Genomic DNA, 26,915 nt, shown 5'->3' on the forward strand with positions numbered 1-26,915 from the left:
GTGACCGACGCACGCCAGCAGCTCATCGAGTACATCGGCTCCGACGCCGTCTTCCACGGGGACTTCACCCTCACCAGCGGCAAGAAGGCGTCGTACTACGTCGACCTGCGCCGCGTGAGCCTCGACCACCGCGTCGCGCCGCTGATCGGGCAGGTCATGCTCGACCTGATCGCGCCGATCGAGCGCGTCGACGCTGTCGGCGGTCTCACGATGGGCGCCGACCCGATCGCCGCCGCGATCCTCCACCAGGGCGCCGCCCGCGGCCTCGCCTACGACGCGTTCGTCGTGCGCAAGGAGCCCAAGGACCACGGCCGCGGCCGGCAGGTCGAGGGCCCCGATCTCGAGGGCAAGCGCGTCGTCGTCGTCGAGGACACGTCCACCACCGGCGGCTCGCCGCTGAAGGCGATCGAGGCCCTGCTGAAGGTCGGAGCCGAGATCGCGGGGGTCGCCGTCGTCGTCGACCGCGCGACCGGGGCCCGCGAGATCATCGAGGACGCCGGCTACCCGTACTTCGCCGCGATCGGTCTGGCCGACCTCGGCCTGAGCTGATGGTTGACGAGGGGGGACGCGACGGGGGCTCGGGAGGCGGCGAGCACCCGGAGCGCCGCGGGTCCGAGGACCGCGAGCCGGAGCAGGCCGGATCGGGGAACTCCGAGCCGGAGCGTCCCGAGCCGGAGCGTGCCGAGCCCGAGCGTCCCGTCGGCAGCAGCGAGTGGCTGCTCCAGCAGCTCAGCGGAGGCCGCCTGAAGAGCATCTTCGATTCGCCTCGCCCCGCCGCGCCCGAGGAGGAGTCGCGCGAGGAGCGGACGCCCGGCCCAACCGGGTCCGCAGCTGACGAGGCACCCGCGCCGGAGGAGGAGCGGAGCGACACGAGCGAGCCGGCCTCCGTCGCCGATGCGGCCGGAGCGTCCTCGGGCGACAGCGACAGCGACCCCGGTGCGCCGCCGCGCCGGGCCCCCGCCGCTCCGGTCGGCCTGTGGCCGGGGGAGCCCGTGCTGAGCGCGACGCCCGGCCCCGACGGGGCCGGCGACGATCTTCTGGCCTCTGCGGACGACTCCGCTCGGGCGGAGGAGCGGAACGAGGACGACGCCCGCGGCACGGTCCCGGAGCCGGAGCGCTCCTCCGACCGCGACGACGGCTCCGTCGATGGGCGGAACTCCAGGGGCGGTGACACGGGAGTCCCCGCCTCGGAAGTCCCCGCCACGGGAGCGCCCGAGACGGGAGCGCCCGAGACGGGAGCGTCCGAGACGAGTGGCCGCGAGACCGGCACCCGCGAGACGAGCGCCTCCGACGCGGACGTGTCCGACGAGGACCCCTTCGACGTGTTCTTCGCCCCTCTTCGCAACGACGCGGACGGCTCCGACGCGTCTGCCGATGCCGGCCGCACCGAGGTGCACCGCCGCGGGGCGGACTCCGTGCGCCCGGTCCTGCCGCACACCGACCCTCCCGCCGACCTGCCGACCGCCCCCGCCGGACTGCGCAGCGCCCACCGGCCGGACGACGAGCCCGATGCCGGATCCTCGACCGACGTCGACCCGGCGGACCGCTCCGGTGCCCGCCACCCCGCCGACGGACGCCCGGTCGGCGCGACCCCGCCGACTCCGCGCGAGCCGACTCCGCCCGCCGTCTACGAGTGGCCCGATCCGCGCGGGGACTGGGACCAGCCGCCCGTGTGGGAGCAGGTCGTCGCTCCGCGCGACGAGCCCGACGAGGACGGCGGCGACGAGGAGCTGTGGCGCGAGACCGCCGGCGCCTACACCTGGAACCTCGAGCCGGCCGCCGAGCCCACCGACAGCGCCGAGCCCGCGCCCTTCCGGACCGCTCCCGCGACGGCACACGTCAACGCCGCTCCGCCGCGGAAGCGCCGCTCCGCCCGGTCTCGACCCGAGAGCCGCGAGCGCGACTCGGCGCCAGCCGGAGCGCCCGCGTGGCGCACGCTCAGCCGGCGCCGGCTCCTGATCGGCCTGATCGCGGCGGGTGCGGTGATCCTCCTCGCCGGGCTCTTCGCGATCGGCATCGCCGTCGGGAGCGCCGGCGGACAGGCCGAGCCGCAGGCCGCCCCGGTCGTCAGCGAGACGCCCGCGGCGAAGCCGACCCCCTCGCCGACCCCGACCGCGACCCTCCCGACCGTCGGCCCGCTGCCCGTCGGCCCGCTGCCCGTCGGCACCTGGGCCTGGAGCGCGCTCCTCGGCGGCGAGTGCGTCGATCCCTTCGACTCCGTCTGGGCGGAGGAGTTCACCGTCGTGGACTGCGCGACCGCGCACTCCGCCCAGCTCGTCGCCACGGCAGAGCTGACCGACGCGGCGTTCCCCGGCCAGGACGCACTGGCCGTCACCGTCTCCTCGCTCTGCCAGGCGCAGGGCGTCGTGGACGTCGCCGCGGCCGAGACCTACGGCGACGTGCAGGTCGCCGGTGCGTTCCCCGTCACCCAGGAGCAGTGGGACGCGGGCGAGCGCAGCTACTACTGCTTCGTCGACCGCGCCGGCGGCGGCGAGCTGACCGGCTCCCTCGCCGGCACTCCCGCGGCCTGACGCGCTCCGTCTCTCAGACCTCGGGGATGCCGCAGGGCGCCTGCTCGGTGCGCCCGGCCGAGCCGGGGAGCGCCCAGTAGGATCGCTCGTCGTGCAGGAGAACGAGGCGACCCCCGCGACCGGACCCGCCGCCTCCGTGGAGCTCACCACGAACGGCGTCGGCCCCTGGCAGGGGGAGTGGCCCGAGGACGACCGCCTCGACCCGGAGCTGCTGGAGCGCGGCGACGCGCGCAACGTGATCGACCGGTTCCGCTACTGGCGGATGGACGCGATCGTCGCGGAGCTCGACCGCACGCGGCACCCGTTCCACGTCGCGATCGAGAACTGGCAGCACGACATGAACATCGGCTCGATCGTGCGCAGCGCCAACGCGTTCGGCGCGGAGGGTGTGCACATCGTCGGCCGGCGGCGGTGGAACAAGCGCGGCGCGATGGTCACCGACCGCTACCAGCACGTCCAGCACCACGAGACGGTGGCCGACCTCGTGCAGTGGGCCGCGGAGGCGGAGGTGCCCCTCCTCGCCGTCGACAACGTCCCCGGCTGCGTGCCCCTCGAGACCTACCGGCTGCCCGAGCGCTGCCTCCTGCTGTTCGGGCAGGAGGGACCCGGGCTCTCGGAGGAGGCGATCGCCGCCTCGGAGGCCGTGCTCGAGATCTCGCAGTTCGGCTCGACCCGGTCGATCAACGCCTCGGCGGCGGCCGCCGTCGCGATGCACGCCTGGGTGCTGCAGCACGTCCGCTTCTGACTGCTCCGCGGGGCGTGCGGCTCAGACGGCGGAATCGGGCGGGAACTCGGACTCGAGGGGCTCGGACGACAGGAGCTCGTGCACCCCGCTCAGCACCTCGTCCGGGCGGAACGGGTAGCGCTCGATCTCGGCCTCGTCGCTGATCCCCGTCAGCACCAGCACGGTGTGCAGGCCCGCCTCGATGCCCGCGACGATGTCGGTGTCCATCCGGTCGCCGATCATCCCGGTGTTCTCGCTGTGCGCGCCGATCTTGTTCATCGCCGAGCGGAACATCATCGGGTTCGGCTTGCCGACGACGTACGGATCCTTGCCCGTGGCCTTCGTGATGAGCGCGGCGATGGCCCCCGTCGCCGGGAGCACGCCCTCGGCGCTCGGACCCGTCGCGTCGGGATTGGTGACGATGAAGCGCGCACCCGCGACGATCAGGCGGATCGCCTTCGTGATCGCCTCGAAGCTGTAGTTGCGGGTCTCGCCCACGACCACGTAGTCCGGCGCCGTCTCCGTCATGATGAAGCCCGCTTCGTGCAGCGCAGTGGTGATCCCCGCCTCGCCGATCACGAACGCACTCCCGCCCGGCTTCTGCGACGCGCAGAAGTCCGCCGTCGCCAGGGCGCTCGTCCAGATCCGCTCCTCCGGCACGTGCAGCCCCGAGCCGCGCAGCCGCGCCGCCAGATCCCGCGGCGTGAAGATCGAGTTGTTGGTCAGCACCAGGAACGGGGTGCCCGAATCGGTCCACTCCTGGATCAGCTCGGGCGCTCCGGGGAGCGCCTTGTTCTCGTGCACCAGCACGCCGTCCATGTCCGTGAGCCAGGCCTCGACTTCACTGCGGTTCGTCGCCATGGGTCGATGCTATCGGCGGCACCCCCGGACACGACGGCGACGACCAGCGAACAGCCCGGCTCCCTCCGCCGATGCCCCTGTGGAGGGACGACCGCCGTGCGCCGGACGGCCGGACCCCGGACCCGCACAGCCGCGAGCGGGATAGCCTGGGAGGCATGAGTGGCGAGAACCTGCTGGGCCCCGAACCGACCCTCCTCCCCGACGAGCCCGCGGTCACCGCGGCCCTCGCGAAGCACGCGAACCCGGGAGCCGTCGAATTCGCCGCCCTCGCCGCCGCCCACCCGCGCTCCCCGCTGGCCTGGGCACTGCTCGCCGACAGCGTCTGGGGCATCGACGCGGCCCTCCCCTCCTACGCCTACGCCCGCGTCGGCTACCACCGCGGCCTCGACCTCCTCCGCGGAGCCGGCTGGCGCGGCCAGGGCCCCATCCCCTGGCGCCACGGACCCAACCGCGGATTCCTGCTCTCCCTCTACGCCCTCCGCCGCGCCGCCGAATCGATCGGCGAGACGGAGGAGGTCACCCGCCTCACCCAGTTCCTCCAGCAGGCCGACCCGATCGCCATCGAGGAGATCGAGCGGTACCACGAGGACGCGTTACCCCCTACCGCCGCCATCATCATCCTCGGCAACGACTAGGCGCCGCCCGGGTGCGGTTCTGGCGGCGTTGTCGTCGGGCGCCGTAGCGCCGCTACGGCTTCCTCCTCCGCCTTGCCAGAACCGCACCCGGACGGCGCCTAGCCCTGTGCTGGGGGGGTGGGCGCCGTGCCGGGGGCACGAGCGCGAGGCGCCGTGCCGAAGGCACGAGCGGCCACGGGGAGGCTTGAGCGGGGGCCGTGCCTGCGGCACGAGCCTGCTCCGGGGTGGACGCGGGGGGCCGTGCCTGCGGCACGAGGCCGCCGCTGCAGGGGCTGGAGCGTCGGGCCGTGCCTGCGGCACGAGCTGCTCCCGGACGTGAACGTGGCTGTGTCTGCGGCGGGAGCCGGCTCGGTGGATGCCGCTGGCGCCGGACTGGAACCACCCACCCCGCCACCCGAGGGCTGCGGCAGGATGGGAGGATGGACGACGGAGCGGTGGAGCGGCTTCTCGAGGGGCTCGCGGGGGCGGAGGCGGGATTCCCGTTCGGGGAGGGGACCCGGGTGTGGAAGGTCGCGGGGAAGGTGTTCGCGCTCGAGTCGGAGCGGTTCGGGCGGCCGGTGGTGAGCGTGAAGGCGCTGCCCGAGAACGTCGTGCACCTGGTCGCGGGGGTCGACGGGATCGAGCCCGGCTACCACCTGAACAAGAAGCACTGGGTGACGGTCGACGTCGGCGGGGCCGTGGAGCCCGGGCTGGTGCTGGAGCTCATCGAGGAGTCGCACGCGATCGTGGTCGCGAAGCTGCCGAAACGGCTCCGCCTCGCCCTCGACGGCACCGCGTCCGGATCGCTGAACGAGGACGCCTGACAGCGTCCGGGACCCGCAGGGCCCGGAACCGCAGCGTCCGGACGCGCGGCGCCCGAGACTCACGACCTCCTGGAGGCCTGAGAGAGGCTGGACGCGCGGTCCACGGACGCACGGCGCCGGCACGCGCAGCACCCGCGACCCGTGCCCACTCGCGAACGCACGGGATCCCCCGCCGGAGCAGGGGATCCCGGAGCGTCTCGCGTGCGGAGAGGCCGGACTACAGGCCGTAGGAGCGGAGGTACGCGGCGGTGTCGTGCCAGCCCTCGACGGCGAAGCACTCGACGCCCATCGCCTTGACGGGGTAGTCGTTGCCGTCCGGGTCGAGGCGGTCGCCGACGAAGATCATGTCGTCGAGGGGGATGCCCGTCAGCTCGGTGAGCTTGTTCATCCCGTAGGCCTTGTCGATGCCCTTGCGGGTGATGTCGACCGAGGTCGAACCGCCGGAGCGGACCTCGAGGTCGGGGAGCACGGCCTGCACGGCCTCGCGGAGGGTGTTCTTCTTCTCGCCGTCCGGGTCCCAGGCCTGCTTGACCTCGACGGGCGCGGACTGGCCGAGGGCCGAGAAGGTGATCTGCGAGTCGCGGTCCTCGAGGATCGGGCCCCAGGTCTCGGACTCCCAGTAGCCGAGCTCCTTCGCCTTCTCCTCCACGGCGGCGAGGGCGCGCGACTTCTCGTCCTCGGTGAGGTTCTCGGCGTAGATCTGCGTCCAGTCGCCGTTCTCGTACCGGTAGTACTGCGTGCCGCAGGTGGGCATGAGGTGCAGCTTCGCGAGGACCTCGGGGTCGGCGCCCTCGAGGCGGTCGAGCACCTGCATCCGGAACTGGCCGATCTGGCCGCCCGAGATGATGCACACCTCGGTGGCCTGGAGCAGCTTCACGAAGAGGTCGGCCATCGCCGGGTCGACGGGGGACTTCGAGGCGGCGAGGGTGTCGTCGAGGTCGAAGGCCATCAGGCGGGGCAGGGTGCTCATGGAACTCGTTTCACGGTCTGCGGACGGGGCGGTAACGAGGATACGGGGCGCCGCCGGAACGCGCGCGCGGTCGGCGCGGGCGGGCTCCGAGCGCAGACTGGGGGCATGACCGCCGCCACAGCGCCCGACGGAGGACGCCGCTCCGTCCCGCGCACTCTCGCCCGCATCCTCCTGGGCCTGGTGCTCGTCACGGCCGGCACGGCGCACCTGACGGTCGCTCGTCAGGCCTTCCAGGCGCAGGTCCCGCCGTGGCTGCCGGTCGACCCGGACCTGGTGGTCGTCGCGTCGGGCGTCGTCGAGATCGCGCTCGGGCTCGCGCTCGTCGTGCTCGTGCGGTGGCGCGTGATCGTGGGAGTCGTGGTGGCCGCGTTCTTCGTCGCGGTCTTCCCCGGGAACATCTCGCAGCTGGTGACGCGGACGCCGGCGTTCGGCCTCGAGACGGACACGGCGCGCGCGGTGCGGCTCGTCTTCCAGCCCCTGCTGGTGGTCTGGGCGCTCTGGTCCACGGGGGCGTTCTCGGCCTGGCGGGCCCACCGGTCGCGCAGGCGCGGGGACTGAGCCGCCGGTCCGCGGCCCGATCGTCCGCGAATCTGCAGGCCCGCGAACGACGAGCGGCGGCCGGCGGGGAGACCCCGCCGACCGCCGCCCGTGCCCTGCTCGGCTAGGCCGCGAGGCGGCGTCGCGCGACGACCAGCGCGAGACCCGACAGCAGCAGCACGAGGGCGCTGCCGATCAGGCCGGCCGCGTCGGCGCCGGTGTTCGCGAGCGAGCCCGGGCCGGAGCCTCCCGCGACGGGGGCCGCCGTAGTGGTGGGGTGCGGCGACGGAGCGGTGGTGGGCTGCTCCGTCGGGGTGCCGGGCTCGGTCGGCGCCGGGGTGACCGGGACCTCGGCGGCGGGCTCCGTCGTCAGCGACCAGTTGGGGTCGTAGAAGTCGGCCTGGTCGATCACGCCGCGGGCGGTCGACCAGTCGATGAGGAGCTGGCGGATCTCGAGGCGCTCGTCGTAGACGAGGGGGGCCTGCGCGACGGCCGGGTAGGCGCCTCCGCCGCTCTGGCGGTAGTTGTTGACCGCCATCACGAAGCGCTCGTCGTCGGCGACCGGGGTCCCGTCGGCGTGGGCGAGACCGCGGATCCGCGAGCCGGCGGGCTGGGAGACGTCGATCACGTAGTCCACGCCCGAGATCGCGTCGTAGTTGTAGTCCGGGATGCCGTCGGGGCGGTCCTCGGTCGTCGCGTTGGTGCCGGTCTCGGGGTCGAACACGGCGCCCTCGGCGGTCTGGACGAAGTAGCGGGCCGAGAACTCGAGGTAGTCGCGCACCTCGGCTCCGGTCAGCTCCACTCCGCGGAGGGTGTTCTCGTAGATGTACAGGCCCGCGATGTCGCGGATGCTGACCTGCCCCTTCGGGAAGACGGCGGTGCGCGAGAACGGCGACGCCTGCGAGATCACCGGCAGGTCGGCCCACTCGGTGCCCTCGAGCGCCGTCTCGACGGTCTCGGCCTGGACGGTGTTGATGAAGTCGATGATCGGGGTGTCCTCGTAGCGCGAGGTCGCGGCCGAGAGCTCCTCGACCGAGTCGGCGACGGGGGTGTTCACGTACTCGATCGTGGCGGCGTGCTGCTCGGCGAGGGCGTCGACCAGAGCGGGCGACTCCTCGGCGATGTCCGGTGCGTAGACGGGCTTCGCGACCGGCGCGCTCCCGGCCGACCAGTCGACCTCGAGGCCGCCCGCCGCATCCGGCACCAGGTTCAGGGTGACCTCGGTGAGGCCCTGCGCCCAGAACTTCGGCTGGGTGACCAGCACCTGCTCGCCGGCGACGTTGGTGAACAGCGTCTGCGGCAGGTCCTTGTGGCTGTGGCCGGCGACGACCACGTCGATCCCGGGGACCTGCGTCGCGATGTTGTTCACGACGTCCTCGTTGAGGTCGGCGGCGTCGTACTCGGCGTCCGGGACCGTGCCCTGGCCGGTGTGCGCGAGGACGACGACCACGTCGGCCTGCTCCTGCACGATCGGGACCCACTGCTTCGCGGCGGCGACCATGTCCTGGAACTCGAGGACGCCGTCGACGTACTGCTTGTCCCAGACGCGGACGCCGGGGGTGACGAGGCCGAGGACGCCGACGGTGACCGTCTTCCCGTCGATCTCGCGCTCGATCAGCGTGTAGGGGTCGTGGTACGGCTCGCCGGTGGCGACGTCGACGACGTTCGCGCCCAGCAGCGGGGCGTTCAGATCGCCCTCGTACGCGCTGAGCATGTCGAGCCCGTAGTTGTACTCGTGGTTGCCGACGACCTGCGCGTCGTAGCCGATGGTGTTGAACGCGGTGGCCATCGGGTGCGTCGTCTCACCGGAGAGGACGCCCGCGGCGCCGTCGCCGAGGCCGTAGTAGTAGGTGAGGGGTGTGCCCTGGATCGCGTCGCCGTTGTCCATGACGAGCACGGACTCCTCGCCCTTCTCGGCGCGGAGGCGGTCGACCTCGGTCGCGACGCGGGTGAGGCCGAGCGTCCCGGCGGCCGGATACGGCGCGTTCGCGAAGTAGTCCCAGTCGTAGACGTGCCCGTGCGTGTCGGTCGTCGACACCAGGGTGAGCTCGACGCCGTCGTCGAGAGGGGCGGCCGAGGCGACCGGAGCGGCGGTGGCGGCTCCGAGTGCGACGACGGCGAGGAGGCTTGCGGCGCGGAGTCTGCGCATCGTGGTCCTGTTCGCGTGATGAGTGGAGTGTGAACGTCCTCGAATCTATGCGCCGCGTGTGAACTTCGCATGACGGGATCGAGAGCATTGCTCGGCGATGCGTCCACTGAGCCGCCCGGTGTCGGGGGAGTCCGCGGGGTCGGCCGTGCGCGCTGGAGGCGTCCTCCGGCCCCTCCGCTAGAATCGAGCGGCTGGTCGCGCGGAGGCGGCACGACTGCCGCGCCGCACCGCCCACCCCCGCCCCTCCCGTCGAGAAGGACACGCCATGCCAGCAATCGTCATCACCGGCGCCCAGTGGGGCGACGAGGGCAAGGGACGCGCCACCGACCTCCTCGGCAGCCGCGTCGACTACGTCGTGAAGTTCAACGGCGGCAACAACGCCGGGCACACCGTCGTCGTGGGCGACGAGAAGTACGCCCTGCACCTGCTCCCCTCCGGCATCCTCACCCCGGGCGTCGTCCCGGTCATCGCGAACGGCGTCGTCGTCGACATCGAGGTGCTGTTCCACGAGCTCGAGGCGCTGAGCGCCCGCGGCGTCGACGTGTCGAAGCTGCTCGTCAGCGCCAACGCGCACGTCATCACCAGCTACCACCGCACCCTCGACAAGGTGACGGAGCGCTTCCTCGGCAAGCGCCAGATCGGCACCACCGGCCGCGGCATCGGCCCGGCCTACGCCGACAAGATCAACCGCGTCGGCATCCGCATCCAGGACCTCTTCGACGAGAACATCCTCCGCCAGAAGGTCGAGGGCGCCCTCGACCAGAAGAACCACCTGCTGGTGAAGGTCTACAACCGCCGGGCGATCCTGGTCGAGCAGGTGCTGGAGGACCTGCTGCAGTACACCGAGCGCCTCCGCCCGATGGTCGCCGACACGTCGCTCGTCCTCTCTCAGGCGCTCGACGCCGGCAAGACCGTGCTGTTCGAGGCCGGACAGGCCACGATGCTCGACGTCGACCACGGCACCTACCCGTTCGTCACCTCCTCCAACGCGACCTCGGGAGGAGCGGCCACCGGCTCCGGAGTCGCGCCGAACCGCATCGACCGCGTCATCGCGGTCATCAAGGCGTACACGACCCGCGTCGGCGCCGGCCCCTTCCCGACCGAGCTCTTCGACGAGTGGGGCGAGTACCTCCGCCGGCAGGGCTTCGAGTTCGGCACCACGACCGGCCGCCCGCGCCGCTGCGGCTGGTACGACGCCCCGATCGCCCGCTACTCGGCGCGGATCAACGGGGTCACCGACTTCGTCCTCACCAAGCTCGACGTGCTCTCGGGCCTCGAGTCGATCCCGGTCTGCGTCGCCTACGACGTCGACGGCGTGCGCCACGACGAGGTCCCGGTCTCGCAGAGCGACTTCCACCACGCGAAGCCGATCTACGAGGAGTTCCCCGGCTGGCAGGAGGACATCTCCGGCTGCCGCGAGTTCTCGGACCTGCCGCAGACCGCGCAGGACTACGTGCGCGCGCTCGAGGCGATGAGCGGCGCCCGGTTCTCGGCGATCGGCGTCGGCCCGGAGCGCGAGCAGGTCGTCGTGCTGCACGACCTGCTCGACTAGGAGCCGCTTCCTACTGCAGTCGGCGCGGGCGGCGGCTGACTGGAGCCGGCGCGGGCGGCGGCTGACTGGAGCCGGAGCGGGCGGCGGTCCGTCACAGGTGGTGCAGGCCGCGGTCGATCGCCGTCAGGATCGCCCGCTCGACCTCCGGCCACTGCGTGAGCACCTGGGTCGCCGAGAAGCGGAGGGTGACGTAGCCGTCGACCGCGGCGAAGAGGTCGCGGCGGCGGTCGTTCTCGAAGTCGTGCGTCGATCTGCCGTCGAGCTCGACGATCAGCGTGCGGCCGACCAGCAGGTCGACCCGGCCGACGCCGGGCACGGCCACCTGCGCCCGGGCCTCGACGCCGATCCGGTGCAGGCGCCAGCGGGTGAGGGTCTCGAGGCCGGACTGCGCGTCGTCCCGGGCGAACGCGAGGGCGGCGAGGAGCCGGGCCGGGCAGGCCTCTCGGAGCCGGGCGACGTCGTCCCGGCCGAGCAGCCTCTTCTCGAGGGCCGACTCGAGCGCGACCAGCATGTCCTCGGCGCCGAGGGTGCGGCCCAGCTGCAGCAGCGCGTGCGGGACGGACACCCGCAACGACTCGTCGTCGGGCGAGGCCGGGTCCCAATGGAGGCGGACGCCGCGGGGAACGGCGAACCGACCGGCGTTCGGCCCGACGTGCACGTGCAGCCGCGGCGAGCGCAGAACCCAGAGTCCGTGGGAGCGAGCCGCATCGGTCGCAGCGAGGCGGCCGCCGAGCCGGAAAGCGGTGAGGGCCTCCGGAGGAAGGTTCGGCGAGGCGTACCGGCCGCTCCGGCCACGGACCAGGCGGCCATCCGCGACCGCTGCCGTGAGGCCGCGAGCGGTCGCGCCGGCCGCGAGCAGGACCGACCGCGAGGAGACTCCGCCGTGGAGGGACAGCAGGCGATCGAGATCCACACGGCGAGCCTGACGTCCGTCCGCTGTTCGGGGAGGGCCGCCTGCCTGCGCCGCGACGACCGGGCCGTGCGATTCGCCTGTGGAGGGACGTCTCACGCCTCTCCGACGAGCGATCGTGTTCACAACTCAGGACGAACGTCCTCCGGCCGACGAATTCATGCGGATCCGGCCGGGTAGGAACGAATCCTTCCTGAGTTGTGAACACGACCGCCGCCGAGCGCGCCGGATAATCGGCGCATGCAGATCTACGCCGACCTCCCGGCCGTCCGCGCGCGGCAGATCCTGGCCGACGCCCTCGCCCTCGGTGTGGCCGTCGTGGCGGTCGCCGCGGGGATCGCTGTCGGCTCGCTGATCGCCGGCCTGGCCGAGATCGGCCGTCGGCTCGAGAGCGCCGGCAGCGGCTTCGGCTCGACCATGAGCGACGCCGGCACCACCCTCGGCGGCATCCCACTGCTCGGCGACGCCGTGCGCGCGCCGTTCGACGAGGCGAGCGGGGCCGGCTCCGTGCTGGCCGCCGCCGGACGCGACCAGCAGCAGCTCGCGAGCGCCCTGGCCGTGGTCGCCGGGCTCGCCGTCGGGGGCCTCCCGCTCCTGCTCCTGGCCGTGCTCTGGCTCCGGCCCCGGCTCCGCTTCGCCCGCCGGACCGCCGAGCTGCGCGCCCTGGGCGCGACCGGCGGCGGAACCGAGCTGCTGGCCCTGCGCGCGCTCACCCAGGCGTCCCCCCACGACATCCTCGCCGCGAACCCGGACGCCGCCGCGGGCTGGCGGACCGGCGACCCCGCCGCGACCGCCGCGCTGGCGGCCCTCGCCCTCCGCCGAGCGGGACTCCGGCCCCGCTGACCCCGAGGACCACCGCGGGTCCGCCGGAGGGATGATGCCGCGAGCCACTGCGGACGACGCCGGCGACACGGCCGCGTCCGTAGCGTCGAGGACATGCAGAACCAGACCTCCTCCGTCGTGGCGCGCGTCGAGGGCGTGCGCAAGCTCTACGGCAGCACGCCGCCCGTCGTCGCCCTCGACGACGTCACCCTCTCGATCGAGCGGGGCGAGTTCACCGCGGTGATGGGCCCCAGCGGATCCGGCAAGTCGACGCTCATGCACGTCCTCGCCGGCCTCGACACCGCGTCCTCCGGCCGCGTGTTCCTCGGCGACGCCGAGATCACCGCGATGAGCGACGCCGAGCTGACCGTGCTCCGCCGCCGCAGCGTCGGCTTCGTCTTCCAGGCCTTCAACCTCGTCCCCACGCTCGACGTCCGCGGCAACATCCGCCTCCCGTTCGAGCTCGACGGCCGCTCCGTGACCGGCGACGAGGAGCAGTGGATCGCCCGGCTGATCGAGTCCCTCGGGCTCCGCGAGCGCCTCACGCACCGGCCCCACGAGCTCTCGGGCGGGCAGCAGCAGCGCGTGGCGATCGCCCGAGCCCTCGCCACCCGGCCGCAGCTGATCTTCGCCGACGAGCCGACCGGCAACCTCGACTCGCGCACCGGCCGCGAGGTCCTCAGCCTGCTCCGCGCCTCCACCCGCGAGTACGGCCAGTCGATCGCGATGGTCACCCACGACCCGATCGCAGCGGCCTACGCCGACCGCATCGTCTTCCTCCGCGACGGGGCCGTCGTCGACGACCGCCGCGGGATGAGCGCCGAGGAGATCTCGCGCGCCATGCTCACGATGGAGGGCGCGGCGTGAGCGGCGTGCGCACGGGCTCCCGTCAGGGCGGGGGCGCCATCGTCACCGTCGCCGCACTCGCCGCGGCCTTCGGCGCCGTACTGGTGCAGGTCATCGCCGACATGGTCGCGGCCTTCGCGGCGGCGGGGATCGACGGCATCGGCCAGGTCGCCCTCATGCTCGGGATGGTCGGCGCCGTCTTCTTCGGCATCGCGGTGTTCGTGGGCGGGATCGTCACGGCCAACGCCGTCTCGACCGTCATCGCCGGGCGCACCCGCGAGATCGCCCTGCTGCGCCTGCTCGGCGCCTCCGGCCGGTCGCTGCGCGGCGGGATCGTCCGGACGGGCCTCCTGCAGGGGCTCCTCGGCGCGGCGATCGGCCTGGTCGCCGGCGTCGCTCTCGTGGCGCTCGCCGCGGAGCTCGCCATCCGGAGCGGCACCCTGCCCCGCTTCGACTACCCGCTCGTCTCGCCCGGCCTCGTGCTGCCGCTGATCGCCGTGGTCGCCTCGACGGTCATCGCCTCGTGGTCCGGATCGCGCCGCGTGCTCGCGGTGGCGCCCTCGCAGGCCGCCGGATCGTCCGCCGAGCCCCGCTACGAGGAGCTGCGCGGCCGCACCGCGCGCAACGTCACGGCGATCGTCTTCGTCGTGGTCGGCGCGCTGCTGCTCGCCGCCGGCGTGGTCCTCGGGCTCACCAACCCCGGCGGCGTCCTGCTCGGGCTCGTCGGAGGCATGGCGTCGTTCACCGGCGTGATCCTCGGGGCGCCCGTCCTGCTCCCTCCGCTCACGGCCCTCGTGGGCCGCGCCTTCGGCCGGGGCCCCGTCGCCCGACTGGCGTCGGCCAACGCCGTCCGCAACCCGGCCCGCAGCGCCCGCGCCGTCATCGGACTGGTCATCGGAGTGTCCCTGGTCACGATGTTCGCGGTCGCCGCCGCCACCTTCGGCTCGATCATGCAGCTGACGGGGGAGACGAACCCCGACGTGATCGCGGCGTTCGAGCAGTTCATCCAGGTGAGTACCGCGGTGATGAGCGTCCTGCTCGGCTTCTCGGTCGTCCTGGCGGCCGTCGGCATGGTCAACACGCTGTCGCTCAGCGTGCTGCAGCGCCAGCGCGAGCTGGGCCTGCTCCGCGCGCTCGGCTTTACCGGCTCGCAGGTGCGGTCGATGGTGGTGCTCGAGGCGGCGCAGATGATCATCGCTGCGGCGGTGCTCGGCATCGTGCTCGGCATCGTCTACGGATGGTGCGGTGCGATCTCGGTCTTCGGCTCGCTGCCGGGCGTCGGACTGATCCCGCCGACCGTCCCCGTGCCGATCCTCGTGGCGGTGCTCGTGGTGGGCGTCGTGATCACGGTCGTCTCGGCCGTGCTGCCCGCCCGCCGCGCCACGAAGGTGTCGCCGGTTGCCGCTCTCGCGGTGGCATGAGGGCCTGCGCGACCACGTCACGGAGAACCCGCGGCGTGTGATCGGCGCCCTCACCACGGAGAACCCACGGCCTGAGGGCCGGCGCCCTCACACCACTGAGAACCCCGCGGCGAGGGGCTCCCGCCCGCTGAGAGCGAGCAGGAGCTCCTCGCCGCGTCCGGCCCGGGCGGCCAGCCCGCCGGTCAGCGCGCAGCACGCCTCGACGGCCTCGGCGGGCAGCACGTGCGGGATCCCGGTGGCACGCGAGAGGTCGAGCGTGTGCACGACCAGCTCGAGCAGCCGGGTCCGGAGGTACTCGCCCAGCTCGATCGCGTGGCCGCCCACGGCGACGAGGCGTCCGGGACGCTGGGCGGCGACCAGCTCGACCGCGCGGCCCGCCGCCTCCGCCAGCACCTGCGCCGGCCGGTCGCCGAGCAGCCGCCCCGCCTCGACCCCGCGCTGCGCGACCGCCGCGGGGTCCGCGACGTTCCCGGCCAGCGCGGCGTAGTAGTCGAGGGCGTCCTCGATGGTCGGCTCGGGCGGCTCCGGAGCGAGGAGGTACGCCTCGACCGTCAGCACCGCCCGAGAGGCGTGGCCCGCGAGACCGCGGACGTCCCAGACGCCGAGCCCCGGCTGCTCCCACTGGTCGTCCCGCACCTGCGCGAGCAGGCCGACGAGGGCGGCTGCGGCGGACTCGAACAGCGCGGCGGTGCTCATGGAGCCATGCTGGCACGGTGCTCCACACTGGTCGCATGAGCAGTCCCCGCCGCCCCGGTCCCGTCACGCTCGTCGGCCGCTCGATCGTCCTGGAGCCGCTCGCCGCCGAGCACGTCGAGCCGCTCCGCCGGGCGATCGGCCGTCCCGAGGTGTTCGCGGGCGGCTACGGAGGAGGACCCGCCGGCCTCCCTCGCACGCCGGAGGACTTCCGCGCCTTCGTCGAGCGCTACTACCCGTGGGGCACAGGCCTGCCGTTCGCCGTGCTGCAGCAGGGGCGCGTCGTCGGCACGACCTCGCTGGCCGACTTCGACGAGACGCGCGAAGCGGCCCACCTCGGCTGGACCGCCTACGCGCCCGAGACGTGGGGCACCGCCGTGAACCCGGAGGCGAAGCGGCTGGTGCTCGGGCTCGCGTTCGACAGCGGCTACGAGCGGGTGAAGCTCCAGGCGGATGCGGTGAACGCGCGCTCGCGAGCCGCGATCCTCCGCCTCGGCGCCGTGCTCGAGGGGGTGCTCCGTCACGACCAGCGGCGGGCCGACGGGTCCTGGCGCGACACCGCCGTCCACTCGATCCTCGCGGACGAGTGGCCGGCTGTCCGCGACGCGCTCGATCGCCGGATCGACGCGGCGCTAGCGCTCCCTCCCGCAACCGCGCAACCGCTGACCGGCGAGCCGCGCGAGGAGTAGGAAGGAGGCATGGAACGCATCTTCTACGCCGGCAGCTCCGTGCTGACGGGTACCGTCATCGCGCGGTCGCTGCTGGCCTATGCGGAGGCGCTGGCACTCACCAAGGGCTCGGTCACGGTCGACATCCCGATCCGTCAGGAGTCCGGCAGGGCCGGACGGGCGGCGCTGCTCATCGGCCCGGCGAGCCAGCTGTTCTCGGAGTCCGAGGACGACGGGTCCGAGGAGATCGTCGACGAGGAGCTGGTCGAGCGCTTGACGCGAGAGACGGCCCGCCTGGGCGTCTCGCACCCCGTTCCCGAGCAGGACGGCGGCGCCGGACCCCTCTCCGCCGTCGACACCGAGATCCCGCGCTTCCACAGCGAGGACGACTCCTGGTGAGCGCTCAGCGCACCGGTAGGATCGAGACCCACGACTCCGCCCGTCCCTCCGCGGACGGGCGACTTCCCGAACGGAGCGCGGCCTGATGGGGCGTCTGATCTACGACTCGACCCTCGAGGCCGACTTCGACGACCGTCTGCTGGCGCACCTGCAGATCGTGATCGGCTCGAAGCTCGCGCGGAACGAGTCCTTCTACTTCTCCTGGAAGGACTCCCAGGCCGTCGGCGACGGCCGCACCTCGATCTGGCTGCACCCGGCCATCCCGCTGCGCTTCAAGTACCACGGCGGCCGAGCTCCGAACATCAATCCGGACTGGATCCGCCAGCTGCTGGCCGATTCGCACACCGCGCACGGGCTGCGGATCAGCGAGGAGCCGTCCGGCGGCGTCCGCCGTCCTGAGGAGGGTCTGCTGTGAAGCGCGTCGAGATCATCTACGGCGGGACGCCGTACAGCCTCACCGACACGTCGGCCGAGGAGGTCCGCCGTCGCGTCGAGCAGGCTCTCGACGGCTCCGCCTCGCGCTGGCTGATGGTGAACCAGGGCGAGGGGCAGCCGCGCGAGACGTCGATCCTCCTCACCCCCGGGGTCGAGTTCTCGGTCGCGGACGTCGCCGTCTGAGCGATCGGTGCTGCCCGACCGCACGTCGCAGGGCGAGCCGTCGGCGCTGAGCCTCCCGACCGGCCGCTGAGGTGCGGGCGGGACCGACCGCCCGCTCAGCGCGCCAGCACGCTGGGGAACTCGCCCGGGATCTCGCTCGCGAGGTAGCCGGCCGGGCCGATCCGCCGGGTGAGGAGCGTGTCCGCCTCCGTGTGCAGGTGCGCTCCCCACGCCGCCGCGCCCATCGGATCCACTCCGCGCGCTCGGAGGCCGGCCGTCGCTCCGGCGAGGACGTCGCCGCTGCCGGCGGTCGCCAGCCCCGGGTGCTCCTCGTCGATCCGCACCACGTCGCCGTCCGGGGACGCGATGGTGTTGAAGAGGCTCACGACCGCTCCGTAGCGCTCGGCGATGGCGACCGCCGCCTCCTCCAGGTCGCCGACCTCCTCGCCGAGCAGCCGCGCCGCCTCCTCCGTGTTGGGAGTGAGCAGGAGGCGTCCGGCGAGGCGCCGCGCCGCGCGCCGCTGCCCGGGCAGCACGCCGAGCGGGAAGGCGTCCAGGTGCACGGACGGCACGCCGTCGAGGAGGGGCGCCAGCGCGCGCAGGGTCGCCGTCGTCGACCGTGCGTCGTCCAGCCCCGGTCCGATCAGGGCGACGTCCGCCGAGGAGAGCTCGCCGGCGAGGACGTCGAGCCCTCGACCGGACACCGAGCCGTCACGGGTCTCCGGCAGCGCGACGACCCCGCACTCGGGCAGGGCGACGGCCGTCGCGGACGCCACGGACTCCGCGACGCAGAGCGTGATGCGCCCCGCCCCGGAGCGGAGGGCCGCGATGCCGGCCAGGATCGCGGCACCCGGCGTCTTGCGGGCCCCGCCGACGACGACCACGTCGCCGCGGGCGTGCTTCGATCCTCCCGGCTCGGGGAGGGGCCAGCGCTGCTCGAGCAGGGCCCGGGTGATCACGTCACTCATGGGGGTCTCCTTCTCCGGCTTCGCGGTCGTCGTGGCTGGTGACCGGGGCGCCGGTGTCCTCGAGGTGGCCGGTGCTGTTGAAGAGCGCGAGGCGCCATTCGCCGCCGTCGCGGACGAGTCGCGTCACGGAGGCGTTGGCGACCGGGGTCGACGCCCCGATGTCGAGGAGCTCGGTCTCGGTCAGCCCCTCGCAGACGTAGCGGAGGATCAGCACGACCGCGTCGTGGCAGAAGAGGACGACCGGACCCGCGGGGGCGGCGGCGTCGAGGTGGTCGAGCAGGGCCCGAGCGCGCAGGGCGAGGTCCGTCCACGACTCTCCTCCCGGCGGCCGGTAGTAGAACTTGCCGAGCCACTCGCGGCGCGCGGCCTCCTCGGGGTAGCGGGCACGGACGCCGGCGGCGGTGAGGCGGTCGGTGATGCCGAGGTCGCGGTCGCGCAGCCGCTCGTCGCTGCGCAGCGGGACGTCGATACCGGCGGCGTCGAACGCGAGCCGGGCGGTGTCGGCGGCCCGACGGTACGGCGAGGTCCAGGCGGCGGCCGGGGCGGGCTGGCCGGCGAGCCAGCGGCCCAGGGCGCGGGCCTGCTCCTCGCCGGCGGGCGAGAGCTCGACGTCGGCGTCGCGCCGGTCGACCGGGATCTCGTGGGCGCCCTCGGCCTCCGCGGCGCTCGCCGCCACGTTGGCGCGGCTCTCGCCGTGGCGCACCAGGAGGAGCTCGGTCGGGCCGGTCGTGCGGGGAGGAGTCATCCGTCCACGCTCCCTCCGTCGCGGGCTCGCGACCAGGGGTTTGCGCGGCGGTGGGAGGAGTTGCTACGAGGGCGCACCACCTTCGGCGCTCTCGGCGCGGTCCTCCGACTCCTCGGCGGAGACCGCCGCCACGACCGCGGCGAGGGTCTCGGGGTCTCCGAGGATGCGGAAGTGCCCGCCGGTCTCGATCCGCACGTTGACGGCGCCCTCGAGCATGCTGCCCTCGGGGATGTGCGGGTCGAACAGCCCGAAGACGGAGGTGATGCGGGCGTTCGCTCCCGACCGGCTCGTGAGCAGGAGCGTCGTGGCGTCGCGGGGGGAGAAGGCCCGAAGGCTCTTGAGCACCAGGTAGGGCGCGTAGCGGGAACCGCCGAACGGCGTCGAGACGGCGACCATCCGGTCGACCCGCCCGTCGGGATCCAGCTCGGTCATCACGTACTTCCCGATCAGGCCGCCCTTGCTGTGGGCCACGATCACCACGTCGCGCAGTCCGTGCTCGGCGAGGTATGCCGCGACGTCCTCGGCGGTGCTCGCGACCGGTCGGCCGTTGCGGCCGAGGCTGTCGAGGACGTGCAACGGGTGTCCGCGCTCGTGCAGCGGGTCGATGATCGGGCGGAGGAACGACCACGTCTCCCAGATCCCGGGGAGCACGACGATCGGCCGGCGGTCGCCGTCGAGGTAGTCGTCGGGGGCGCGGCGCGAGACGAAGCCGCGCACCTGCCAGGCGACGGCGTAGGCGTAGTCCTGGATCCACCAGGAGGCGTCGCGGACCACGCGCTGCACGCGGTTCATGCGGTGGCCTCGGCGGCGGCAGCCGCGGTGGGAGCGGGCGTGTCGCGGACAGCATCGGCGAAGCGGACGAGCTCCTCGGCCAGCCGGCCGGGCTCGGTCCGGGGGACGACGTGGCGGGAGGCCGCCGCTTCGACGAGACGGCCGTCGCGCGCGCGGGAGAGGAGCCGCTCGCACCAGTCGCGGGTCGCGATCGGGTCGCGGCGTCCGCGCACGATCAGGACGGGCCGCGTCACCTCGGCGAGCCGCTCCTGCACGGGGTAGTGGAGCATCTCGGGCAGCTGGGAGAGGTACCAGCGGAGGCTGCGCAGGTAGTCGGCCAGCAGGACCGCGTCGACGCCCACCGGCTCGCGGAGGCAGTCGCGGAGGAGGGCCATGCCCTGCCGTACGGCTCCCGGGCGCTCCGGGTCGACGACCGGGCCGATCAGCACTGCTCCCTCGACCAGCGCCGGGGCCCGCCGCGCCAGCTCGACGACCACCTGCGAGCCCATCGAGTGGCCGACGACCACGGCGGTCGTCACGCCGAGCTCGCGGAGCACGAGCTCGACCTGGCGGGCGTGGTCGTCGATGCTCACGCGCCGCCCGGGGCGCGGGTTGGCTCCGAAGCCCGCGAGGTCGACCCCGATCACCCGGCCGTGCGGCTTCAGCGCCGCGGCGAGCGGCGAGAAGGTGTGGTGCGACATCCCGATGCCGTGGATCAGGACGAACGTGCGTGCAGGGCCGGCCGGCCCGGTGTCGACCGTGCGCAGCGCGACGCCGTCGACCTCGTGTCGCACGGGAACGACTCTGCGGAGCGGTGGCGGTGGCATCGTCCCAGGCTAGGGATCGATGGCCGGGCGCGCGCGGGGGGTGCGCCCGGACCCGGCGTGGTCTAGGCCGGATCGGCCCTGTGGAGGGGGTCCCTTCCTCCAGCCCGCGGAACCGCGCGAGCTGCGGCGCGAGCACTCCGGCCCGGAGGCCGTGGTGCGCACCGGCGGCCTGCGGGCGCCCGCCGTGCGGGCTGTCAAGCGCCTCCTCCCCGGCGCCGCCTCTGCCTAGCCTCGGAGCAGGGGGTCGGCGCGCGTCGTCCCGCGGAGGGAGCACGACATGCGGATCGCGATCGTCGGGGCCACGGGCAATCTGGGCACAGCACTGCTGAGGCGCCTCCACGGCGAGGCCGGGATCGAGGAGATCGTCGGCATCGCGAGGCGGGCGCCGGGGCCGGGAGCCGAGGAGTACGAGGGCGTGCGCTGGGTCGAGGTCGACGTCGCCTCCAGCACGGCCCCGGGGCGGCTCCACGAGGCCTTCACGGGGATCGACGCCGTCGTGCACCTCGCCTGGGCGCTGCAGCCCAGCCACGACGAGCCGTTCCAGCGGCTGGTCGACGTCGGAGGCACCGCCGCGGTGCTCGCGGCCGTCGCCGCAGCGGGAGTCGGCCAGGTCGCCGTCGCCTCCTCGGTGGGCGCCTACAGCGCGGCGCCGAAGTCGGCCCGGGTCGACGAGGACTGGCCGACCGGCGGACTGCACACCTCGACCTACAGCCGGCACAAGGCGGCGAACGAGCGGGCGATGGACGCCTTCGAGGCCGAGCATCCGGAGATCGTGGTGACGCGGCTGCGTCCCGGCCTGGTCTTCCAGCGGGGTGCCGCCACCGAGATCGCCGGGCTCTTCGCGGGCCCGCACTACCCGACGCGGTGGCTGAAGGCCGTCCGCATCCCGGTCCTGCCGCTGCCCAGGACCCTGATCTTCCAGGGCGTGCACGCCGACGACGTGGCCGACGCCTTCTGGCGCGTGCTCGACCGGCGCGCGGGCGGTGCCTTCAACATCGCGGCCGAGCCCGTTCTCACTCCCGAGCGCCTGGCCCGAGCCGTCGGAGCCCGGCTGGTGACGGTGCCGTTCGGTCTCCTGCGCTCGATCGTCACCGCGACCTGGCACCTGCGCCTCCAGCGGACGGACGCGGGCTGGCTCGACATCGCGTGCAACGTCCCGGTGATGTCGACCGAGCGTGCCCGCGCGGAGCTCGGCTGGGCGCCGACGCGCACGGCGGAGGAGGCGCTCGCCGAGCTGATCGCCGGCCTCGGCGACCGGTCGACGGTGGCGGGGTCGCCTCCGCTGCGGGGCTGAGCCGAGCGGAGGCGACCCGTCGCGTCAGTCCTCGTCCGCCACGCGGATGAGGACCTTGCCGGTCGCGCCCTGCTCGACGGCGTCGTGGGCCGCTGCGGTCTCCTCGAGCGGGAACCAGGTCAGCGGGAGTCCCGCCTCCTCGCCCACCGGCAGCGCACCGTCGGCGAGGGCGGCGGTGATGTCCTCCGCCGCAGCTTGGAGCGCCTCCTCGCCGACCGTGTAGAGCAGCAGGCCCTGCCAGCGGGCGTTCTTGGCGAAGCTGGCGATGATCGGCGCGGTGAACGCATCGCCCTTGTCGTCGGCGTAGTAGCCGATGCTGCCGTGGTTCGCGAGGACCTCCACGTCGAGCGCGGCGTTCTGCGCGATGGCGACCTCGACGATGTGCTCGACGCCGTCGGGAGCGAGCTCGCGGATCCGGTCGGCGAGGCGCTCGTCGGGGTACTGCAGGACGTGCTGCGCCCCGGCGGCGCGGGCCAGCCGCTCCTTCTCGTCGCTGCTGACCGTGGCGATCACGGTCGCGCCCGCCCAGACGGCGAGCTGCACGGCCGCGTGCCCGACGGCTCCGGCCCCGCCCTGCACCAGGACGGTGCGGCCGGCGAGAGCGCCGGGGGAGAGGCGGGAGGGGCCGTGCTCGTGCACCGTGAGGGCGCGGTGAGCGGTCATCGCGGGGACGCCGAGACTCGCCGCGACGTCCATGCCGATCCCCTCGGGGAGGCGCACGACGTGCTGGGCGAGCAGCACGGTCGACTCCTGCGCGGTGCCGGTGGGCCGCTGGTGGGCCGACAGGTACATCCAGACGCGGTCGCCGACCGCCAGACCGTCGACGCCGTCGCCGACCGCGTCGACGACACCGGCGCCGTCCTGGTTCGGCACGACCTCGTCGAAGGCGAGAGCACCACCGGACCGCGCCTTCCAGTCGGTCGGGTTGACGCCGGACGCGAGGACGCGGACGCGGACCTCACCGGGCCCGGGCGAACGCACCTCCCGGTCGACGAGGGAGAGGACGGAGGAGTCACCGGTGCGGGTGTGGACGATGGATCGCATACCCAGGCCAAGCCCCGCCCGCCCCCCGCTATTCCCCGCCGCCCGTCCCGCCCCGATTCCCCGCCGCGAGATGCCAGTTGCGATCGCGACACGCCGAAGAACGCCGTCACAGGTGGCATCTCGCGGAGCGGAGGGCGGGGGGTGGGTACGCAGAAGGGCGGCGGACCCGGAGGTCCACCGCCCTGGCAGCGCTGACGGGTCAGTGCTGCACGTCCTCCTGGACGGCGTGCTTGGCCTCGCGGGCCGAGTCCTTCACGTCGTCGGTGGCGGAGGTCCCCGCCTCCTTGACGTTCTGCGCGGCGTCGGTCGCGGTCTCCTTGACGGAGGCGAAGGCCTGCTGCGCGGGCTCGCGCAGCTCGCTCGCCGCCTCCTTGGCCGCGTCGGTCACCTTGTCGACGACCGGCTGCGCCTGCTCCTTGACCCGGCTCGCCGCGTCCTTCTCCGCGTTCGAGGCGGGGAAGAGCGACGAGACCAGCAGACCGGCACCGAGGGCGATGAGGCCCACGGCGAAGGGGTTGCCCTCGGCCTTGGCCTTCGCCGAGCCGGCACCGCTCGAGAGCGAGTCGGAGGCGTCGTGCGCCGAGCCCATCACGCGGTCGCGGACGGAGCCGACGGCCGACTTGACCTTGTCGGTCTGACGCTGCGCGATGGCGCTCGGGCTGACCTTCTCGGCCAGCGCGTCGACGTCACCGCCGAGCTCGAGGCGCGTGCGCTCGATGTCGGCCCGGATCTCCTCGGGAGTCTTGTTCTGTCCTGCGTCGTACGTCATCGTCCTGCCCCGTTCGGCTTGAGGGTGTCGGGAATCTTCTTGAGGGAGTCGACCGTCTCGGGGACGCCGTCGACCTGCTTGAGGCTCTTGCGGCCGACCACGTACAGGATCGCGGCGAGGACGCCCCAGATCACTGCGACGACGACGCCCGACCAGCCGTTGCCGATCAGGGTCCCGAGGCCCCACCAGAGGGCGATCGAGAGGAAGAGCACGGCCATCAGCGCGGCGTAGCCCGCCCCGCCGAGGAGGCCGGCGCCCTTGCCCGCCTTGCCGGCGGACTCCTTGATCTCGGCCTTGGCCAGCGCCATCTCCTGGCGGATCAGAGTCGAGAGGTCCCGGGAGACCTCGCCGAGCAGATCACCGAGCGACGTCGAGCCGGCCCGCTGGTCGGCCGTGGGCTCCGTCGAGCGGTGCGCGCCGGAGAGGTCGCTCACAGCCGGGAGCCGTTCGGGAAGCCGCCGTCGAGCGGGTCGGCGACGGGCTCGGTCGGCGCGTAGTCGCGCTCGAGGGAGCTCGAGCCGACGGTGCCGTAGGCGGACGCGATGGGAGCGTCGTACGTGGACGCCGGGGTGGTCGAGACGGGGGCGTCGAACTCGGGCCCGTCGGCGTGGGTGGTCGCCGCCTTCTTCTCGTCCTTCGCGTCCGCGGTCAGGGCGCGGATGAGGCGCCCGCCGACCAGACCGGTCGCGGCGGCGATGAGGATGAAGGCGCCCGGACGGCGGCGGGCGAACGCGCGCACGTCGTCGAGGAGCTCGGACGGGTCGCGGTTCTCGAGCCATGTCGCCACGCCCTGCACGCGGGTGGCCGCCTGCGAGACGAGGTTCGATGCGGCGTTGTCGCTGCCGCCCTCGCCGTTGGCCAGCGCGGTCAGGTCGTCGCTGAAGGCGCGAGCACCCTTGGCGGCGTTCTCCTTCTGAGCGTGGGCCTGCTCGGTGAACTGGGTGCGACCCTGCTCGTAGAGGTCGCGGACCTGGACCTTGGCCTCCTGGACCACGTTGGCGGCCTCGTCCTTGCCGGTCGAGAGCACCTCGCCCGCGGCCTGCTTGGCATCGCCGGCGACGGCGCCGGCCTGGTCCTTGGCGGTGCCTGCGGCGGCGCTCGCCTTCTCCTTCGCGGAGTCGACCGCGCCGGAGCTGGAGTCGGTGGAGGCGGCGTGAGCGCCGGTCTCATAACCGGTGGTGCCGGTCGGGGTGTCGGTCGCGCCGAAGTTCGCGGCGCCGTCTCCGAAAGGAGGTGAAGCGGGATCGATGTTCGACATCGTCTGCCCTTCCAGTAGTCGAGTGGGGTGCCGCAAGTCTGGGCGGGGCGTCCCGGAAGCAGGAAGGGCGTAGCGGTTGACCCCCGGAAAGGGCTAGCATCCCGCGCCCCCGAGACGGTGCGTGGTCAGGGCCTCGTCCGGCCGTGGGAGCAGTCAAGCCCTCCTGGCCTGCGCCGGGTCTGCCTACTGTCGAAGGAGACATCGGACGTCCGCACCCGGATCCGCTCAGCTCCCCGGAAAGGCACAACCAGTCATGCTCTCCTCCCGCCAGGCATTCCCGCTCTCCCCGTCCCGCTCCTCGCGCGCCCGCGTGCTCGGCGCCCTCGGAGCCTCCGCTCTGCTGATCGGCCTGCTGGCCGGCTGCAGCGGTGACGCCCAGACGCCGAACCAGTCGGGGAGCGCGGTGCCCACCAGCGCCGACGACGGATCGTCGCAGACGCCCACGAACGCGCCCTCCCAGTCGGCCCCGTCGGAGTCCGCCACTCCCGCGACCTGATCCCGCGCCCTCGACCGGCTGGCCCCGGTCGAGGGCGCGAATCATGGCAGTCCAGCGGGCGCTCGGGCAAGCCCCTTCCCGCTCCCAGGAAGCGGGCAGTTCCCGGTCCTACGGTCGTGCCAACGATCAGCGAAGGAGGCACCACCATGGGGCTCGATGACAAGATCAAGAACGCCGCTCAGGACATCGCCGGCAAGGCGAAGGAAGCCCTGGGCGACCACAAGAACGACGACAGCCTGAAGGCCGAAGGCCAGAAGGACCAGGCCGCGGCCTCGACCAAGAAGGTCGGCGAGGACGTCAAGGACGTCTTCAAGTAGGTCTCGGCAGTACAGCGAAGGCGGCGCTCCCCTCGGGGGCGCCGCCTTCGTCGTTCGCCGCTAGGGCTGCAGGACGACCTTGATGCAGCCGTCCTCCTTCTTCTGGAACGTCTCGTAGAGGCCGGGAGCGTCCTCGAGCGGTGCGCGGTGCGTCACCAGGTCCATCACGCCGAGCGGATCGGACGGGTCCTCCACCAGAGGCAGCAGCTCGTCGATCCAGCGCTTCACATTGCACTGGCCCATCTTCATCGTGACCTGCTTGTCGAACATCGACTTCAGCGGCATCGGGTCGGCCTCGCCTCCGTAGACCCCGCTCAGCGAGACGGTGCCGCCGCGGCGCACCAGGTCGAGGGAGGCGTGCACGGCGGCGAGCCGGTCGACGCCGACCGTGTCCATCGCCTTGCGGGCGATCGGGTCGGGCAGGAGCCCCGCCATCGTCTGCGCGAAGGAGCCGACCGGCGATCCGTGCGCCTCCATGCCGACCGCGTCGAGGACCGAGTCGGGACCGCGCCCGTCGGTGAGGTCGCGGAGGCGGTCGGTCACGTCGTCCGAGAGGTCGAAGACCTCGACGCCGTGGCGCGCGGCCATCTCGCGGCGCTCCGCCACCGGATCGATCGCCATGACGCGGTAGCCCTTGTGGACGCCGATGCGCGCGGCGAACTGGCCGACGGGGCCGAGCCCGAAGACGACGAGCGAGCCGCCGTCCGGCACCTGCGCGTAGTCGACGCCCTGCCAGGCGGTCGGCACGATGTCGCTGAGGAAGAGGTAGCGCTCGTCGGGGAGGTCGGTGCCGACGACGACGGTGTTGTAGTCGGCGAGCGGCACGCGCAGAAGCTCGGCCTGGCCGCCGGGGACCTGCCCGTACATCTTCGTGTAGCCGAAGAGCGCCGCTCCCGACTGGTACTCGGTGACCTGCGTGGTCTCGCACTGCGACTGCAGTCCGTTGCGGCACATGAAGCACTCGCCGCAGGAGATGTTGAAGGGGACGACGACGCGGTCGCCCACCGAGAGCTTCGAGACGGCCGAGCCGACCTCGACGACGACGCCCATCGGCTCGTGGCCGAGCACGTCGCCCTTGTCGAGGTAGGGGCCCAGGAGGCGGTAGAGGTGCAGGTCTGACCCGCAGATCGCCGTCGAGGTGATCTGCACGATGGCGTCGGTCGGCTGCTGGATGCGGGGATCGGGGACGGTCTCGACCGAGACCTTCTCGATGCCCTGCCAGGTGAGTGCTCGCATGCTCGTGTCCGTTCTCCGGCTCGCGCCGGTCGGGGTCGGTAGACCTCCAGCGCACACCCGGACGCCGTCGGA

General features: G+C 73.3%; 31 protein-coding genes. 17 read left to right on the plus strand and 14 right to left on the minus strand.

Annotated elements, in window-relative coordinates:
* From pyrE to GSU45_RS00705, 3 genes are all read left to right on the plus strand, one after another.
* Positions 1–549, plus strand: coding sequence for an orotate phosphoribosyltransferase (gene pyrE / locus GSU45_RS00695; protein WP_104222804.1), 549 nt, complete (start codon positions 1–3; stop codon positions 547–549).
* Positions 549–2,531: a septum formation family protein gene (locus tag GSU45_RS00700; protein ID WP_159911844.1), complete on the plus strand. Its 1,983-nt coding sequence runs from the start codon at positions 549–551 to the stop codon at positions 2,529–2,531. Before pyrE ends, GSU45_RS00700 begins: the two co-directional genes overlap by 1 nt.
* Before the next feature lie 91 nt (positions 2,532–2,622).
* Positions 2,623–3,276 (plus strand): TrmH family RNA methyltransferase, encoded by a 654-nt coding sequence (locus tag GSU45_RS00705; RefSeq protein ID WP_159911846.1) that lies wholly within the window; start codon positions 2,623–2,625, stop codon positions 3,274–3,276.
* A 21-nt stretch (positions 3,277–3,297) separates the two neighbouring features.
* On the opposite strand, the gene GSU45_RS00710 is transcribed toward GSU45_RS00705, so the two are convergent.
* Positions 3,298–4,116, minus strand: coding sequence for an HAD-IIA family hydrolase (locus GSU45_RS00710; protein WP_104225721.1), 819 nt, complete (start codon positions 4,114–4,116; stop codon positions 3,298–3,300).
* A 155-nt stretch (positions 4,117–4,271) separates the two neighbouring features.
* Between GSU45_RS00710 and GSU45_RS00715 the strand changes: the two genes are divergently transcribed.
* On the plus strand, positions 4,272–4,751 hold the full coding sequence (locus GSU45_RS00715) for a DUF3151 domain-containing protein (protein ID WP_159911848.1): 480 nt from the start codon (positions 4,272–4,274) through the stop codon (positions 4,749–4,751).
* 419 nt (positions 4,752–5,170) lie between these two features.
* Entirely contained in the window at positions 5,171–5,554 is a 384-nt protein-coding gene (locus tag GSU45_RS00720) for an MmcQ/YjbR family DNA-binding protein (protein WP_159911850.1), read from the plus strand.
* Between the two features lie 217 nt (positions 5,555–5,771).
* Here GSU45_RS00720 and GSU45_RS00725 read toward each other — a convergent pair whose 3' ends face one another.
* Positions 5,772–6,524 (minus strand): HAD-IIB family hydrolase, encoded by a 753-nt coding sequence (locus GSU45_RS00725; RefSeq protein ID WP_159911852.1) that lies wholly within the window; start codon positions 6,522–6,524, stop codon positions 5,772–5,774.
* A gap of 105 nt (positions 6,525–6,629) precedes the next feature.
* Between GSU45_RS00725 and GSU45_RS00730 the strand changes: the two genes are divergently transcribed.
* Positions 6,630–7,082, plus strand: coding sequence for a DoxX family membrane protein (locus GSU45_RS00730; RefSeq protein WP_159911854.1), 453 nt, complete (start codon positions 6,630–6,632; stop codon positions 7,080–7,082).
* A gap of 103 nt (positions 7,083–7,185) precedes the next feature.
* On the opposite strand, the gene GSU45_RS00735 is transcribed toward GSU45_RS00730, so the two are convergent.
* Positions 7,186–9,210 (minus strand): 5'-nucleotidase C-terminal domain-containing protein, encoded by a 2,025-nt coding sequence (locus tag GSU45_RS00735; RefSeq protein WP_159911856.1) that lies wholly within the window; start codon positions 9,208–9,210, stop codon positions 7,186–7,188.
* Between the two features lie 265 nt (positions 9,211–9,475).
* On the opposite strand from GSU45_RS00735, the gene GSU45_RS00740 reads away from it, so the two are divergent.
* Positions 9,476–10,762: an adenylosuccinate synthase gene (locus tag GSU45_RS00740; protein ID WP_159911858.1), complete on the plus strand. Its 1,287-nt coding sequence runs from the start codon at positions 9,476–9,478 to the stop codon at positions 10,760–10,762.
* 91 nt (positions 10,763–10,853) lie between these two features.
* Here GSU45_RS00740 and GSU45_RS00745 read toward each other — a convergent pair whose 3' ends face one another.
* Positions 10,854–11,675 (minus strand): DUF559 domain-containing protein, encoded by an 822-nt coding sequence (locus tag GSU45_RS00745; RefSeq protein ID WP_159911860.1) that lies wholly within the window; start codon positions 11,673–11,675, stop codon positions 10,854–10,856.
* Between the two features lie 237 nt (positions 11,676–11,912).
* Between GSU45_RS00745 and GSU45_RS00750 the strand changes: the two genes are divergently transcribed.
* The 3 genes from GSU45_RS00750 to GSU45_RS00760 all read left to right on the plus strand — a co-directional run bounded on the left by GSU45_RS00750 (position 11,913) and on the right by GSU45_RS00760 (position 14,761).
* Complete coding sequence (locus GSU45_RS00750; RefSeq protein ID WP_159911862.1) at positions 11,913–12,515, plus strand: hypothetical protein; 603 nt, start codon at positions 11,913–11,915, stop codon at positions 12,513–12,515.
* 93 nt (positions 12,516–12,608) lie between these two features.
* A complete protein-coding gene (locus tag GSU45_RS00755) occupies positions 12,609–13,361 on the plus strand; it encodes an ABC transporter ATP-binding protein (protein ID WP_159911864.1) in 753 nt (250 codons plus the stop codon).
* The gene (locus tag GSU45_RS00760) at positions 13,358–14,761 is read left to right on the plus strand and encodes an FtsX-like permease family protein (protein ID WP_244248162.1); all 1,404 of its coding nucleotides are present in this window, start codon (positions 13,358–13,360) and stop codon (positions 14,759–14,761) included. The genes GSU45_RS00755 and GSU45_RS00760 overlap by 4 nt, the downstream gene beginning before the upstream one ends.
* Positions 14,762–14,848: 87 nt before the next feature.
* Here GSU45_RS00760 and GSU45_RS00765 read toward each other — a convergent pair whose 3' ends face one another.
* A complete protein-coding gene (locus GSU45_RS00765; protein ID WP_159911866.1) occupies positions 14,849–15,457 on the minus strand; it encodes a maleylpyruvate isomerase N-terminal domain-containing protein in 609 nt (202 codons plus the stop codon).
* A 35-nt stretch (positions 15,458–15,492) separates the two neighbouring features.
* Here GSU45_RS00765 and GSU45_RS00770 point away from each other — a divergent pair, with 35 nt between their 5' ends.
* The 4 genes from GSU45_RS00770 (at position 15,493) to GSU45_RS00785 (ending at position 17,139) form a co-directional block, all read left to right on the plus strand.
* Complete coding sequence (locus GSU45_RS00770) at positions 15,493–16,143, plus strand: GNAT family protein (RefSeq protein WP_159911868.1); 651 nt, start codon at positions 15,493–15,495, stop codon at positions 16,141–16,143.
* Positions 16,144–16,152: 9 nt separating this feature from the next.
* Positions 16,153–16,521, plus strand: a complete 369-nt coding sequence (locus GSU45_RS00775; RefSeq protein ID WP_159911870.1) for a hypothetical protein — start codon at positions 16,153–16,155, stop codon at positions 16,519–16,521.
* Between the two features lie 85 nt (positions 16,522–16,606).
* Positions 16,607–16,936: an ATP-dependent DNA ligase gene (locus GSU45_RS00780; RefSeq protein WP_159911872.1), complete on the plus strand. Its 330-nt coding sequence runs from the start codon at positions 16,607–16,609 to the stop codon at positions 16,934–16,936.
* A complete protein-coding gene (locus GSU45_RS00785; RefSeq protein ID WP_159911874.1) occupies positions 16,933–17,139 on the plus strand; it encodes a hypothetical protein in 207 nt (68 codons plus the stop codon). Before GSU45_RS00780 ends, GSU45_RS00785 begins: the two co-directional genes overlap by 4 nt.
* A 95-nt stretch (positions 17,140–17,234) precedes the next feature.
* On the opposite strand, the gene GSU45_RS00790 is transcribed toward GSU45_RS00785, so the two are convergent.
* The 4 genes from GSU45_RS00790 to GSU45_RS00805 form a co-directional block, all read right to left on the minus strand.
* The gene (locus GSU45_RS00790) at positions 17,235–18,086 is read right to left on the minus strand and encodes an NAD(P)H-hydrate dehydratase (protein ID WP_159911876.1); all 852 of its coding nucleotides are present in this window, start codon (positions 18,084–18,086) and stop codon (positions 17,235–17,237) included.
* On the minus strand, positions 18,079–18,831 hold the full coding sequence (locus GSU45_RS00795) for a histidine phosphatase family protein (protein WP_159911878.1): 753 nt from the start codon (positions 18,829–18,831) through the stop codon (positions 18,079–18,081). The genes GSU45_RS00790 and GSU45_RS00795 overlap by 8 nt, the downstream gene beginning before the upstream one ends.
* Positions 18,832–18,894: 63 nt before the next feature.
* Positions 18,895–19,623 (minus strand): alpha/beta fold hydrolase, encoded by a 729-nt coding sequence (locus tag GSU45_RS00800; RefSeq protein ID WP_159911880.1) that lies wholly within the window; start codon positions 19,621–19,623, stop codon positions 18,895–18,897.
* A complete protein-coding gene (locus tag GSU45_RS00805; protein WP_159911882.1) occupies positions 19,620–20,396 on the minus strand; it encodes an alpha/beta hydrolase in 777 nt (258 codons plus the stop codon). The genes GSU45_RS00800 and GSU45_RS00805 overlap by 4 nt, the downstream gene beginning before the upstream one ends.
* A gap of 310 nt (positions 20,397–20,706) precedes the next feature.
* Between GSU45_RS00805 and GSU45_RS00810 the strand changes: the two genes are divergently transcribed.
* Positions 20,707–21,723: an NAD-dependent epimerase/dehydratase family protein gene (locus GSU45_RS00810; RefSeq protein WP_159911884.1), complete on the plus strand. Its 1,017-nt coding sequence runs from the start codon at positions 20,707–20,709 to the stop codon at positions 21,721–21,723.
* A gap of 24 nt (positions 21,724–21,747) precedes the next feature.
* Here GSU45_RS00810 and GSU45_RS00815 read toward each other — a convergent pair whose 3' ends face one another.
* The 4 genes from GSU45_RS00815 to GSU45_RS17185 all read right to left on the minus strand — a co-directional run bounded on the left by GSU45_RS00815 (position 21,748) and on the right by GSU45_RS17185 (position 24,794).
* On the minus strand, positions 21,748–22,767 hold the full coding sequence (locus GSU45_RS00815) for an NADPH:quinone reductase (protein ID WP_159911886.1): 1,020 nt from the start codon (positions 22,765–22,767) through the stop codon (positions 21,748–21,750).
* Positions 22,768–22,966: 199 nt separating this feature from the next.
* Positions 22,967–23,536, minus strand: coding sequence for a DUF3618 domain-containing protein (locus GSU45_RS00820; RefSeq protein WP_159911888.1), 570 nt, complete (start codon positions 23,534–23,536; stop codon positions 22,967–22,969).
* Positions 23,533–23,970 carry a phage holin family protein gene (locus tag GSU45_RS17180; RefSeq protein WP_159911890.1) on the minus strand — a complete coding sequence of 146 codons (438 nt, stop codon included), beginning with the start codon at positions 23,968–23,970 and terminating at the stop codon, positions 23,533–23,535. The genes GSU45_RS00820 and GSU45_RS17180 overlap by 4 nt, the downstream gene beginning before the upstream one ends.
* Positions 23,967–24,794 (minus strand): hypothetical protein, encoded by an 828-nt coding sequence (locus GSU45_RS17185; RefSeq protein WP_159911892.1) that lies wholly within the window; start codon positions 24,792–24,794, stop codon positions 23,967–23,969. Before GSU45_RS17185 ends, GSU45_RS17180 begins: the two co-directional genes overlap by 4 nt.
* A 253-nt stretch (positions 24,795–25,047) precedes the next feature.
* On the opposite strand from GSU45_RS17185, the gene GSU45_RS00835 reads away from it, so the two are divergent.
* Positions 25,048–25,290, plus strand: coding sequence for a hypothetical protein (locus GSU45_RS00835; RefSeq protein ID WP_159911894.1), 243 nt, complete (start codon positions 25,048–25,050; stop codon positions 25,288–25,290).
* A gap of 146 nt (positions 25,291–25,436) precedes the next feature.
* Positions 25,437–25,607: a CsbD family protein gene (locus GSU45_RS00840; protein ID WP_085477811.1), complete on the plus strand. Its 171-nt coding sequence runs from the start codon at positions 25,437–25,439 to the stop codon at positions 25,605–25,607.
* Positions 25,608–25,667: 60 nt separating this feature from the next.
* On the opposite strand, the gene GSU45_RS00845 is transcribed toward GSU45_RS00840, so the two are convergent.
* On the minus strand, positions 25,668–26,843 hold the full coding sequence (locus tag GSU45_RS00845) for a zinc-dependent alcohol dehydrogenase (protein ID WP_159911896.1): 1,176 nt from the start codon (positions 26,841–26,843) through the stop codon (positions 25,668–25,670).
* Positions 26,844–26,915: the final 72 nt, after the last annotated feature.

Origin of the sequence: Rathayibacter sp. VKM Ac-2801 (genome assembly GCF_009834245.1) — a bacterium.
GTDB lineage: Bacteria > Actinomycetota > Actinomycetes > Actinomycetales > Microbacteriaceae > Rathayibacter.